10 protein-coding genes are annotated in these 12,174 nt (G+C 62.5%); 2 read left to right on the top strand and 8 right to left on the bottom strand.

What is annotated here, in order from left to right:
- Positions 1-351 precede the first annotated feature (351 nt).
- The gene (locus AB5K84_RS10800) at positions 352-1,014 is read left to right on the top strand and encodes a response regulator transcription factor (protein WP_011089752.1); all 663 of its coding nucleotides are present in this window, start codon (positions 352-354) and stop codon (positions 1,012-1,014) included.
- On the opposite strand, the gene AB5K84_RS10795 is transcribed toward AB5K84_RS10800, so the two are convergent.
- The 3 genes from AB5K84_RS10795 to AB5K84_RS10785 form a co-directional block, all read right to left on the bottom strand.
- Positions 1,009-3,240 carry an MASE1 domain-containing protein gene (locus AB5K84_RS10795; RefSeq protein WP_011089753.1) on the bottom strand — a complete coding sequence of 744 codons (2,232 nt, stop codon included), beginning with the start codon at positions 3,238-3,240 and terminating at the stop codon, positions 1,009-1,011. The two genes, AB5K84_RS10800 and AB5K84_RS10795, sit on opposite strands and share 6 nt — an antisense overlap.
- 35 nt (positions 3,241-3,275) lie before the next feature.
- Entirely contained in the window at positions 3,276-3,509 is a 234-nt protein-coding gene (locus AB5K84_RS10790) for a hypothetical protein (protein WP_133415036.1), read from the bottom strand.
- A gap of 211 nt (positions 3,510-3,720) precedes the next feature.
- Positions 3,721-4,503 carry a helix-turn-helix transcriptional regulator gene (locus AB5K84_RS10785; RefSeq protein WP_011089754.1) on the bottom strand — a complete coding sequence of 261 codons (783 nt, stop codon included), beginning with the start codon at positions 4,501-4,503 and terminating at the stop codon, positions 3,721-3,723.
- 735 nt (positions 4,504-5,238) lie between these two features.
- Here AB5K84_RS10785 and AB5K84_RS10780 point away from each other — a divergent pair.
- Entirely contained in the window at positions 5,239-5,382 is a 144-nt protein-coding gene (locus AB5K84_RS10780) for a hypothetical protein (RefSeq protein WP_156149870.1), read from the top strand.
- Positions 5,383-5,467: 85 nt separating this feature from the next.
- On the opposite strand, the gene AB5K84_RS10775 is transcribed toward AB5K84_RS10780, so the two are convergent.
- Genes AB5K84_RS10775 through AB5K84_RS10755 form a run of 5 tightly spaced genes read right to left on the bottom strand, consistent with a single transcriptional unit; the run spans position 5,468 to position 12,168 of the window.
- Positions 5,468-5,956 carry a hypothetical protein gene (locus AB5K84_RS10775; RefSeq protein ID WP_011089755.1) on the bottom strand — a complete coding sequence of 163 codons (489 nt, stop codon included), beginning with the start codon at positions 5,954-5,956 and terminating at the stop codon, positions 5,468-5,470.
- A gap of 14 nt (positions 5,957-5,970) precedes the next feature.
- Positions 5,971-9,117 (bottom strand): efflux RND transporter permease subunit, encoded by a 3,147-nt coding sequence (locus AB5K84_RS10770; protein ID WP_011089756.1) that lies wholly within the window; start codon positions 9,115-9,117, stop codon positions 5,971-5,973.
- A complete protein-coding gene (locus AB5K84_RS10765) occupies positions 9,114-10,190 on the bottom strand; it encodes an efflux RND transporter periplasmic adaptor subunit (protein WP_011089757.1) in 1,077 nt (358 codons plus the stop codon). The genes AB5K84_RS10770 and AB5K84_RS10765 overlap by 4 nt, the downstream gene beginning before the upstream one ends.
- Complete coding sequence (locus tag AB5K84_RS10760) at positions 10,187-11,314, bottom strand: efflux RND transporter periplasmic adaptor subunit (protein WP_011089758.1); 1,128 nt, start codon at positions 11,312-11,314, stop codon at positions 10,187-10,189. The genes AB5K84_RS10765 and AB5K84_RS10760 overlap by 4 nt, the downstream gene beginning before the upstream one ends.
- Positions 11,311-12,168 (bottom strand): sensor histidine kinase, encoded by an 858-nt coding sequence (locus AB5K84_RS10755; protein ID WP_011089759.1) that lies wholly within the window; start codon positions 12,166-12,168, stop codon positions 11,311-11,313. Before AB5K84_RS10755 ends, AB5K84_RS10760 begins: the two co-directional genes overlap by 4 nt.
- Between the last annotated feature and the right edge of the window lie 6 nt (positions 12,169-12,174).

Raw genomic sequence — 12,174 nt, 5'->3', positions numbered from 1 at the left:
GACGATTATCGTTCAACGGCACCGCGCGTAAATCAGCCGGAGGTCCTCACGGAGGGGTTCCTAGGTCCTATGATCAAGGTACTTACAGATATCCGCAGTCTGAATCCGCGACTCTGGTGATCCGCACTCGCTTTTTTGGGCGTCCCGTGAGCTGATTACAATTACAGCATACAACGGCATTAAACTTCTATCTTGAGTGTCTAACCGTGAGCCGCTGGCTGGACCAGCGATGAAGAGTGGACGGTCTCGAGGCCGGTCTCCCCGCCAGCCTCTTCCTCGCCAAAGACCCAAGGGCGGGTGTATGATTTCTCAAATTGGATCTCCGTGCCATGGGATGACGGAGAGCTTTTCATGAAAGTCCTTATTGTTGACGATCATGCATTGATACGCGAGGCGTTGTGCGCGGTCCTGAGACAGCTGAAGCGAGAAGCCGTCATATTTGAAGCTTCGAGCAGCCGTCAGGCAGTGGACATAGTCGAGGAACATCCCGACATCAGCCTCATCCTGCTTGATATCAATTTGCCTGACAGAGATGGATTCTCTGTCCTCCGCGAACTGCGAGACAGCTATCCGACCATTGCTATCATCATTCTTTCGTCCTCGAATGATCAAGACACAGTCAAGCGCGCTTTCAAACTTGGCGCGCTGGGTTTCATCCCTAAAACAACCGAACGAGAGGTCATGCTCAACGCAATTGAGTTGGTGTTCTCTGGCGGCATTTACATTCCCTCTGAAATTCTGGAGGACGCACCGTCTCGGCGGCTTGCAAATAAATCGACGACGCCCGACTTTCTCAGGGGTCTCGGATTGACCGATCGGCAGATCGAAGTGCTTGCGCTTCTGATGAAGGGAAAAAGCAACAAGATCATTGCCAAGACGCTCAACATGGCAGTGCCGACAGTGAAAAATCACATCACGGTCGTTCTCAAGGCGCTCAGCGTAACGAGCCGCACCGAGGCAGTCATCAAAGTGGGGAAAATGGGCTGGGAATCGCCGCCGAAATCCGAGTCATGAAGCCGCCCGGGTATCCCTCCCATCGCCGTGATCCATCAAGAGCTCGTGCATGACAGCGCGGAGCCGCATCGGGTCGACAGGCTTGTGCAGCAAAATGTATCCCCTATCCTTGACCTCACGTGCTGGTTCAGGTGCCGTATCGCCGCTGATGAGAATAGCTGGAATGGATGAACCGAACGCCGCATTGATTTTTTCAATGGCTCGGATCCCGGTCTTACCATTAGCAAGATGATAATCCGAGATGATGAGATCGGGGCGTTGCTGGCGCTCCGCAAGTCGGATAAGTGCCGCTTCGTCGGATCCGGTGGTAAGGACGGTGTATCCCCATCTGCCAAGCAATCCGCCCGTTCCCTGCTGGACAATTGGAGCATCGGCAATAACAAGAACGAGCTTGCCTTCGACTGCAAAGGCCGCGGGGTGGGGAGAGTCGACGGGCTCGGCGGATGTATCGCATTCATCGGCCATCGGAACCAGGATCGCGAATCGCGAACCTCGGCCCACGGTCGAAGCTAAGTCGATTGGATGGTTGAGAAGCAGGCGAAGCCTGTCGACAATAGCCAAGCCGAGCCCCATGCTGCCGTACCGGTTCCGGTCTCGGGCGGCCAGTTGAAAGAACTCGCCAAAGATATTCTGCTTCTGATCCTCGGGAATGCCGGGACCACTATCCCATACTTCGATGCGCAACATTTGACCGCGCCGGCGACAGCCGACAATGATCCCACCCCGCAACGTATAGCGCACAGCGTTGGATACCAAATTGAGCAGTATGCGTTCGAGGAGCATGGCGTCGCTCCGCACCCAGGCGTCACTTCGCCTGACGCGTAGACGCAAGCCTGTTTCTCGCGTTGCCTGATCAAACGTCGTCTCAATTTTTTGCAACAGGCGCGCGATCGGGAATTCAGTAATTGTGGGTATAAGGATTCCGGCATCCAGCTTGGACATATCCAGCAGCGAATTGAGCATTTCATCCATTTCCTTGCGCGTTGCATCGATCAGCTCGATCGTCCTTGTCCGTTCCCCCGATCTGAGCGGCATGCGCAGCTGGGCAATGAACAAGCCCAGTGCATGCAATGGCTGCCGCAAATCGTGGCTTGCCATGGCAAGGAAGCGCGATTTTGCTGCATTGGCGAGCTCAAGCTCCTGCGTACGCTCTGCGACCTTCCGTTCGAGTTCGACCTGCGCGCGGCGCAGACGTTTCTCCCCCCTCTTGCGGACCTCGACGTCGGCGCTCAGTAACAAGCTCGGAACCGTAATGCTGATCAGGAACATCAACACCAGCAGGAATGAAACGTTGAGGTCCGTGGTCGTGAAGGGGCCGCCGCCCGTGAGCGTCCCCCAAACCGTGATGCCGGCAAGCACCAGCGCAACCGTTGCGGTGTCACGTGGACCGCGGCGCAGTGCCGCCCACAACATTGGCAGAATCGCAAGAAAGCCCAGTGGATCTCTGCTCGGCGTTTGCTCGATCAGGGGACTGAAAGCAATAAGTCCAACAGCCGCCGCTGTTGCGAGGACGCCGACCGTCTCCAAACAATCATTGCGGTTGAAAGCATGGTCGTAGCTTGATGCCCAAAGCACGACAACGGGGGCAATGACCAGCGCGCCGGTCACATCTCCCAGCCACCATGTGACCCAGGCGTTCGCGAAATTGGTCCGATCGATGTACCCGGCGGTCGCCAGGCTGGTCAGTCCAATGCTGGCGCTGATCGGCGTCGCGATCACGATGCAGATCAGAGCAAACTTCGCGACGGAGTTTGGTCTCGAGAACGTATGACGTCCGCGCGACCATCGATTGACCAGATAAGCGCCAACGACGGCCTCAAGAGTGTTGCCGGAAGCAATCGCAATTGCGGTGGCAACAGAGCCGGCGGTGGTCGCATTGGCGATCACCGCTGCGATGAAAATTGCGGGCCAGGTCCGATATCCCCACAATAGCACCGCCGCCAGCGCGAGACCCGTCGGCGGCCAAATTGGCGTTGCACTGGGATGAACAGAGGCGAGAGCGAGGCCGCCCTTTGCCAGGACGAAATAGATCACTCCAATCGCGACCAGGACGCCGGCATATCTGGTGCCTTGGCGGAAATTCATCTCCGGCGTTAGCGATCGTGGATCGGACATCGTCGACGCCTGGACCAGGCAGTTGGATTGTCCATCATGGCTGACCTTTTGATCTCCCTGATAAAGATCGAAGATCGCTACTTTCCCGTTCACCAAGCGGTTGATCGACACCCCTACGTCCGATCGGTGCGACAATGCAGATGCGCTCAGATCGGATTGATCACTGCAGTGCCGACGGACGAAGAGATGGCGCGCGTTTGGTTCACGAGGGCAAACTCTCTGCCGATGCCGATCGGCATCGGCCTGGGGGCTGGAATGGGCGTGGCGGTGAATATAACGAAGACGGAGCCTTCCGGAGGAATGCTTTGGGCCTGGACATTGCCAGCCATGAGAACGGTAGCAACTAAGGACATTGACAGAACTGAATAGACATTTGCCATTGCGGCCTCCTAGAACTGCGAATTGGAGCTACAGCTCGAGGATCTAAAGTCGCACAAACCTATCGGAGCTAAGCGGCCCGTCGCTGACTCTGATAGAAACCAAGGCCGCCCCCCTACAACCGCGGCGGCCACCGCAATTGCCCTGCATCATCGCAAATCGGGTTCATTGAGGAAACTACCCATTTCGAGTTAGCGGACCTGAGAGTACCCCTTAGTTCAGGCCGCTCGGCCCCGCGAGCAGGCGCAGCACGATCGAAAACAATTCATTCTGCGAGGAGATACCCAGCCGCCCATAGGCGCGCTTGCGGTAGGTCAGCGTCGAATGCAGGCTGATGCCGAGCGCCTGCGAGATCGCCTCGGAGCTGAAGCCTTCGAGGATGCGCCGGCAAACCTCCCGCTCGCGCGGCGTGAGATCGGCGAGCGGCGCGTGCGTGGCGAACAGCGCGGCGAGAGACTGATCGGGCGTTGCGCTCCGCTGAAAATGGCGCGCGACGCTCGCCCCGATCGCAGGTGCGATCGCCTGGAGGCGTTCGCGCTGGGCGTCGCTGAAGCGGCCCTGCGCGGCGATGCGATAGAAATTGACGTAGAAGCAGGTGTCCTCGACCCAGATCGCGGTCGCGCATTTGTCGACGATGCCGGAATCGTTGAAGAAGATTTTCCGGTAGCGCGCGCCGTACATGCGCGGGGCGAAAGTCGGAAGCACGATCGACGCGCCGCCCTCGCCTTCGAACAGCGCATCGCGATTGGGATCGGACTCGTGGAACTGCCCGGCATAGGCCGCGCCGAGATCGCCGCCGATCGGGATGTTGCCGGCATCGAGCAAGCAGTGCGTCGCGCCGGCCCGGCTCAGCGCAAACACCATGCAATGGCCGACATCGGCCTGCCGGCGCAGCGTATCGATCAGCACGCTCGGAAAATCCGGCCGTCCGATGGCGAGCACCGCGGGCGTGACATCGCCAGCCGCTATATTCGAGGCCATCCCGTGGGGCCGCATCGTTATCCTCCGCCAAACGTCTTTTGGCGGAGAATATCAGCAAGGGCGGCATGCCGGAAGCTGGCCGTTACCATGCCGCCTCCGGGTCCCGGCCCGGCGCCGTAGCGCTACGCCCCGTCGGCGGAGCGCTGCTGCGTCACTCTTCGGGAAGTCCCGACGCACATCCCGATCCAGCTGCTTGTACGTGACCGCACCGCTCGACCAGGTCCATCAGCGAAAGGCATCTTGAAGCCTGATCACCGATCATTGTTGGGGACCCATTCCTCCGCGGCTGTGTCCCAATGATGGGTATCGTCGAAGTGTTTCCAGGGCGGCCGCCTCGGCTTGCTTTCGCCCTTCCGTCGATTTGCATTCAGTGCACGGAGTTGGACGGCAAGCGCCCCAACCATCATCCCCCATTCGCGCGCGTTGTATCGGGAGTTCCATTTGATTGCTGCGAGCATTGGATGCCTCCTTCAAAGCAAGAAGCTTCCGCCACGTTAGCCCGGGCCAAGAACACGGGATGTAAGCTACTTCACAGTCGGCCAACATCTTCGACATAGCCGCGGGCGATCTCTGTGTACGGCGACCGGAACCTACGTTCGCTCGATATTCGGGCGCCGGGCATAGGTCATGTTGCCGCGCGATCAAAGCGCGCGCGGCGAAACGTAGCATTGTCCCTGTGCGCGAAGGCACGTCCTCTCGACAGAGCGCATTTTATCGCTGGTGGACGCCCGCTCAGATAGAGGCCAGCGCATGCTTGAGCTTTGGAACAGCTGGTACGACACCCTAGCCTCGGTGGAGGCGCTTGCCACGGTCATCGTCATTGTCCTGGTGGCTAGCGGCGCCATTACGCTGGCGGAAACTCGGCGGCAAAAAACGCGTGCAACAAGGGATTGATCTAGGGGAGTACACGCCCTACCCCGCCGCCGCCTTCGCCGGGGCGGCGTTGATGGCGAGCTCGCCGTAGCGGTCGGTGTGCGGTCTATTCGCACACCATCACGCGCCGGTAACGTCTGTAAACGTAGTAGCAGTCACTGTCAGAGGAATAGCGCGAGCCGCCATAGGCGTAGCCGGCAGCGGCTCCGGCGTAAGCGCCGGCCGCATACGCGGCGCGATAGCCGTACCGGGCTCCACCGTAGCGACCGTAGCCTCCGAAGCGGTTGTAGGTGACGGATGTGGCGCGAGCGGCGTTCGCCACCGCCGGGCTGCCGCGCCCGCTTCCAGCGAGAGCCCCGCGCGGTGCAGCTCCAGCACCGAGGCGGGGCGCCGGGCCGCCGAGGCCGGCATGCGGCACACCGCCAGGTCCGATCGGCGGACGAGCCGCGAAGGCCGGAGGACCTCCGGCTGCTATCGGCGGAGGCCCCGCCATGGGCGGCGGCGGCGGGAATTGCGCGGACGCCGGATTTGACGTCAACGTCACCGTTACAAGTGCCGCACCGATGGACAGCATCAGACCTGTGTTACGAAGCATTGTACTTTCCCTTGTTAAATCTGTGGTTCGAGAACCGGCACCGGCGTGGCCGCGGAGACCGGCTCCGGCGAAATGTCGTGCGCAGGCGCTGCGGGCTCGTGCATGGATGAGTTATCGTTGTGATCGGGGTGAATGCGGAACCAGGCCACATACAGCGCCGGCAGGAACAGCAGCGTCAGCAGCGTGCCGACGATGATGCCGCCCATCATCGCGTAGGCCATCGGCCCCCAGAAAATCTCGCGCGCGATCGGAATCAGCGCGAGGCTTGCCGCGGCCGCCGTCAGCAGAATTGGCCGCATACGATGCTCGGTCGCTTCCACCACCGCGTCCCAGGCCGGCCGCCCCTCCTTCCTGAGATCCTCGATCTGCACGATCAGGATCACCGAATTTCGGACGAGGATGCCGATCAGGGCGAGCACGCCGAGGATGGCGACGAAGCCGAGCGGAGCACCGCTCGGCAGCAGCGCCATGACGACACCGATGACGGCCAGCGGCGCGACCGCGAACACCAGAAACAGGCGATGGAAGCTCTGCAGCTGGATCATCAGCACCGTGGCCATGACGAACAGCATGAGCGGAACGACGGCGACGATCGGCGCCTGGCTCTTGGCGCTCTCCTCGACGGACCCGCCGATGTGCACCGAATAGCCCGCCGGCAGCGTCTTGGTGAACTCCGCGACTTTCGGCGCGAGCTGATCCACGACGGTCTTTGGCTGCGCGTTGCCGACGATGCCGGCCTTCAACGTGATGGTCGGGATCCGCGCGCGCCGCCAGATCGTCGGCTGCTCGAGCTCGTAACGCAAATTGGCCACCGCACCGAGCGGCACGGCCTGGCCGCCGAGCGCGGTCAATTGCAGGTCGCGCAGGGTGTCGATGGAGGCACGTTCAGCCGCCGTCGCACGTCCCGTGACACTGACGAGATAGATGCTGTCGCGCACCTGGGTAATCGGCGTGCCCTCGAGCACGGAGTTCAAGGTGGAGGCAATGTCCTCCGAGGTGACGCCGAGCTGCCGCGCCTTGTCCTGGAGAACGTCCACCTTGACGACGCGGGCCGGCTCCATCCAGTCGAACACGACATTGCCGAGATCGGGGCTGCTCCGCACGATACCGGCGAGCTTCTGCGCGAGGTCTCGCACCTTCGCGATGTCGGGCCCGCTCAAGCGAAACTGCACGGGACGCCCCACCGGGGGGCCGACCTCGAGCAGCTTGACGTAGGTATCGGTGCCGGGGAACGTCTTCCTCAGGTAGTCCTCGAACTGCGCCTTGACCTGGTCGCGCGCCTTGATGCCGCCCCTGGTCACGACCACCATCTGGCCGAACCAGGTGTTGGCGGTCTGCACGTCGAAGGACAGGACGAAGCGCGGCGAGCCGGTGCCGACATAGGACGACCAGTGGTCGACCGAATTGCTGCCCTGGAGCTGTTCGCGCTCGAAGCGCGCCATCTGCGAGTTGGTATCGGCAATGGATGCGTTCTGCGGCAGATTCCAGTCGATCACGAGCTCGGCGCGATCCGAAGACGGGAAGAACTGCTGCTGCACGAAATTCATGCCGAACAGCGCCAGCAGAAAGGCGGCGACAGTAACGGCAATCGTCGTCCAGCGGCGATGCATGCAGACGAGCAGGAGACGCGTGAACAACTGCGCTACGCGCCCCTTCTGCTCGTGATGGCCCTTCATCCTGGCGGGCAGGATGGTGACGCCGAGCAACGGCGTGAACAGCACCGCCACGATCCACGAGACGATCAGGGAGACGGCGATGACCACGAACAGCGTGAAGGTGAACTCGCCCGCATTGCTGCTATTGAGCCCGATCGGAATGAAGCCGGCCACGGTCACCAGCGTTCCGGTCAGCATGGGAAAGGCGGTCGAGGTGTAGACGTGCGTCGCCGCCTTTTCCAAGGGATCGCCGACCTCGAGCCGCGCGACCATCATCTCGACGGCAATCATGGCGTCATCGACCAGCAGGCCGAGCGCGATGATCAGGGCGCCAAGCGAAATTCGCTGCAACGAGATGCCGGCATAGGCCATCACGACGAAGGTGATGGCGAGAACCAGCGGAATCGCGATCGCGACGACAAGGCCGGCGCGCATGCCCAGGCTGAGAAAGCTGATGCCGAGAACGATGATCACGGCCTCGAACAGCGCCTCGGTAAAGCCGGACACGGCATGCTCGACAACGACGGGCTGATCGGCGACGAGGTGAACGCCGACGCCGACCGGCAAGTCGGCGGTAATTCTCGACATCTCCTCCTTCAGCGCCTCGCCGAAATGCAGCAGATTCGCGCCGGACTTCATGCCGATGGCAAGCGCGATCGCCGACTCGCCGTTGTACCGGAACAAGGTCCTGGCCGGATCGGCATAACCGCGCGTGATGGTTGCGACGTCGGTCAGGGGAAAGAAGCGATCGTTGATGCGCAGATTGACTGCCTTCAGACTTGCCTCCGACGTGAACTGGCCGTTCACGCGTACGCTGATCCGCTCGGGCCCCTCCTGGAATACGCCGGATGGGGCAACCGCATTCTGCCCCTGCAAGGAGCTCATGATCGCGTGAACGTCGAGGCCAAGGGCCGCGATCTTGCGGGTGGAGAATTCGAGATAGATCACCTCGTCCTGTGCGCCCAGGATGTCCACCTTGCCGACGTCGGGCACGGTCAGGACCTTGGCACGGATGTCCTCCACATGATCGCGCAGCTGACGTTGGCTCAGGCCGTCGCTGGTGAAGGCATAGATGTTGCCGAACACGTCGCCGAAGCGATCGTTGAAGCCGGGCCCGATCACCCCTTGCGGGAAGTCGCCCTTGATATCCGCGATCATGTTGCGAACACGAATCCAGGTCGGCTTCACGTCGGCAGCCTTGGTGCTGTCGCGCAGATAGACGAAGACGGTGGTCTGACCCGCAACCGTCACACTCTTGGTGTAATCGAGCGATTCCAGCTCCTCGAGCTTCTTCTCGATCCGGTCGGTGATCTGGCGCGTCATCTCCTCGGGTGACGCACCCGGCCACTGCGCCTGGACGACCATGGTCTTGATGGTGAAGTCGGGGTCTTCCTGCCGTCCCAGCTGGAGATAGGCAAAAAATCCCGCCGCCATGAAGGCGATCATGAAATACCAGACGAGCGAGCGATGACCGAGCGCCCAGTCGGAGAGGTTGAACGACTTCATGGCTGCTGATCCTGTTCGATACGGACGCGCTGTCCTTGCTTGAGACTGTGGACCCCGGCGGTGACGACGCGTGCGCCAGGAGCAAGTCCACCGGTGACGCGCGCCCCGGTTTGGCCAGCCGCCACATCGATCTTTTGCAGCGATACTGTGCTGGCGGGCTGATTGACGATCCAGACGAAATTGGCGCCATCCTTGACGAGCAGCGCCGACGCAGGCAGCCGGAGAACCGGGCCTTGCTGCCTGCCGAGCTTTGCCGTGACGGTCGCGCCGAGCCGGAAGCTGTCAGGCGGATTGCTGAGTGCGATGCGGACCCGCCGCAGGCGCGTTGCCGGATCGGCCTGCGGCGCAATCTCGCGAACGGTGCCTTCCACTTGAACCGCCGGCAAGAGCTGCAGGCTGACCGTGAACGGCAGACCGACCTCCAGCGGCAGCGGATAGTCCGGTCCGATATCGACGACCGCTTCGCGAATATCGGGCCTTGCGATCGTCACCACGCTTTGGCCGGGGGACACCACCTGGCCGACGTCCGCACCGACTGCGGTGACCACACCGGCGAAGTCGGCCTTGATCTGCGAATAGCCGAGCTGCTCGACCGCCTTGGTCAGATTGGCCTGTTCGCGCGCAACCGTCGCTTCGGCGCCGGCACGCGCCTGCTCGGCGTTATCGAGCATCTGCTTCGTGGTTGCATCGGTGGTGATGAGCGTTCGCTGCCGTTCCTCCGTCGCGCGAGCGGTCGCGAACTGCGCCTCGGCCTTGGCAAGCTGGCCTTTGGCCGCGCGAACGGCGAGCTCAAGGGCGGTCGAGTCAATCGTGCCGACCGTCTGTCCTTCAGTCACGAGGTCACCGACGTAGACGGGACGCGTGATCAGACGTCCCAGCACACGGAAGCCGAGATTGGTCTTGTAGCGCGGCTCTATAACGCCCACCGCAACGGCATCGTCCGCGAGGTCCGCTGCGAGAAGCAGCGACTGGACGGGCCGCACGGCCTCGGGTGCCTTCGTCTCCTGCTGGCATCCGGCAAGCGCGAGCGCGCATGCAAGCGGGCCCGCCACGATCGTTGCGCGGCCCGTCATGAGCGGTCTCCTTCATAGGTCACGGGCTGGCCCACGCTCAAAAGCTTGCCGCCATCGACGACGACGCGCTCGCCCGGATCCAGACCTGCCTTGATCAACACTTCTCCGGCCTCGTAGCCACCGACCGTCACCGGCTTCAGCGAGGCGGTCCGTGTTGCCGGATCGACGGTCCAGACCGCAGGGCTGGTGCCCGCCGCCATCAATGCGCGCCAGGGCAATGCGATCTGCGGCTCGGTCTTCACTCTCACAGTTCCCGCGACGGCGCTTCCAAGCGTCATTGCGGCAGGCGGGTCCTTGATCGCCACCTTGACCCGAATGGTCGCGCTCCTCGCGTCGACCGCCGGCGAGACCTCCCGAACCTGACCGCCTGCGGTCACGGTCGCATCGGAGATCAGCACCAACGAAACGCTGCTTCGGTCGGCAGCACCGAGGAAAATGGACTCATAGACGTCAAAGACGACGTCCCGGTCCCCGTCCTGCGCCAGTGAAAATACCGGTTGGGCAGCCTGTACGACCTGACCGGTCTCCACACTGCGTGCGGTGACGACGCCGTCGGCTTCGGCTCGCAGCGCGGTATAGCCGAGCACGTCCTTCGCGGTTCCGAGCTGCGCTCTTGCCGCTTCAAGCGCACCTTCCGTGGTTCGCAACCCTTCCTGCGCCTGGTCGTAGGCCGTGCGCGTGGTGAAGCCGCTCGCGATCAGCGCCGTCTGCCGATCGAAAGTCGCCTTTGCCACACGCAGCTGGGATTCTGCGGCGAGAACGGCGGCGGTGGCGGCATCGACATCGGCCTCCTGCTCGGCCGGGTCGAGAATGGCCAGCACTTCGCCGGCCTTCACGTGGGTCCCGACATCGACATAGCGCGCGAGGACGCGCCCGCTGACGCGGAACGACAGATCCGCCCGAAAGCGGGCCTGCACCTCACCGGTCAGGGTAAGCGAGGATTGCCGATCTCTCGGCTGCACGATTTCCGTACGCACGACAGCGGCGCGCGCGGAAGGACTGGCAGCGCGATCGTCGCAGCCGCCGAGCGCGGCAGCAACAAGTGCGAGGGCCAGGCCGCCGAGAGGCCGCAGCAAGCGCTCAGTTCGACCGATTTTGGAGAGGTTCGAATAACGCGGGTTCATAGCGCGTCCGTACGGTGAGAGGGTGACAGGAGATTGCCCAGGACATCCGGGCCCGTGCTCAGCGTGGCCCGTTCGTTCGGGCGCGCTCGCAGTGAATCTGGATCCGCGCGCATCGCGGCCGGACGCTCGATCTGATCCGGGAGGCCGGCGCCCGAGCCGGGCGTCACGGGCGCGTTGGTCTTCAGCCGGCGCGGCCGCCTCATGCGGCGCGCCGCCATCGACCAGCTTGCCTGCCGCTCCCGCTCGCTCAGGTGAAACGAGACCACGACGGATGTGAACTCGGCAGCGAAGCCGTGCTCGATCCGTCCGCCGAGCCCTTTCGCAAGGTCATTGCTGATCTCGAACTCCCGGCCCAAGGCCCGCGCCGGCCGCGAGCCGTTGTCCAGCACCACGCAGTTCGCGACCGAGCCGATGCGCGACAGCTTGACCTTGATCTCGCCGGAGCGCGCGTCGAAATACGCATGCTTCGCTGCGTTGACGATGAGATCGTGGACGATCAGGCCAAGCCGTCCGCACCGCTCGGGCTGAAGCGGGAGAGACTCGGTGGTGAGCGTCAGCCGGATCCCCATTCGATCCAGAAAGGATTGGCGCATGGCGCAGCCCAGTCGGCGAATGTAAGTCGCGGCATCGTTGAGGACATCGCCCTCCGGCATGGCCAGCGCCCGATGCAGCTCCGCATGTCCGTGCAGCAGCTCCACGACGTCGCTCAGGGCGGCCTTTGCTTCCGCTCCGTCGGCGCGGATGACCGCCGCCGAGACCAGATCGATCGCCGAGGCGATCCCCTTATCGACCCTGTGATGTAACTCGCGCAGCAGGATGCCGTGTTGTGGGCGGTCCGGGTCGGGGCACGACATATTCGC

The sequence above is a fragment of the Bradyrhizobium sp. 1200_D9_N1_1 genome (genome assembly GCF_052075915.1).
Taxonomy (GTDB): Bacteria; Pseudomonadota; Alphaproteobacteria; order Rhizobiales; family Xanthobacteraceae; genus Bradyrhizobium; species Bradyrhizobium diazoefficiens.
Note: the sequence above shows the minus strand (reverse complement) of the source record. Positions and strands in the feature narration are given on the sequence as shown.

Coding starts and splice junctions, on each gene's coding strand:
- AB5K84_RS10780 (WP_156149870.1), top strand. CDS start 5,239: ATGCTTGAGCTTTGGAACAGCTGGTACGACACCCTAGCCTCGGTGGAG.
- AB5K84_RS10785 (WP_011089754.1), bottom strand. CDS start 4,503: ATGCGGCCCCACGGGATGGCCTCGAATATAGCGGCTGGCGATGTCACG.
- AB5K84_RS10765 (WP_011089757.1), bottom strand. CDS start 10,190: ATGACGGGCCGCGCAACGATCGTGGCGGGCCCGCTTGCATGCGCGCTC.
- AB5K84_RS10760 (WP_011089758.1), bottom strand. CDS start 11,314: ATGAACCCGCGTTATTCGAACCTCTCCAAAATCGGTCGAACTGAGCGC.
- AB5K84_RS10790 (WP_133415036.1), bottom strand. CDS start 3,509: ATGGCAAATGTCTATTCAGTTCTGTCAATGTCCTTAGTTGCTACCGTT.
- AB5K84_RS10770 (WP_011089756.1), bottom strand. CDS start 9,117: ATGAAGTCGTTCAACCTCTCCGACTGGGCGCTCGGTCATCGCTCGCTC.
- AB5K84_RS10800 (WP_011089752.1), top strand. CDS start 352: ATGAAAGTCCTTATTGTTGACGATCATGCATTGATACGCGAGGCGTTG.
- AB5K84_RS10775 (WP_011089755.1), bottom strand. CDS start 5,956: ATGCTTCGTAACACAGGTCTGATGCTGTCCATCGGTGCGGCACTTGTA.
- AB5K84_RS10755 (WP_011089759.1), bottom strand. CDS start 12,168: ATGTCGTGCCCCGACCCGGACCGCCCACAACACGGCATCCTGCTGCGC.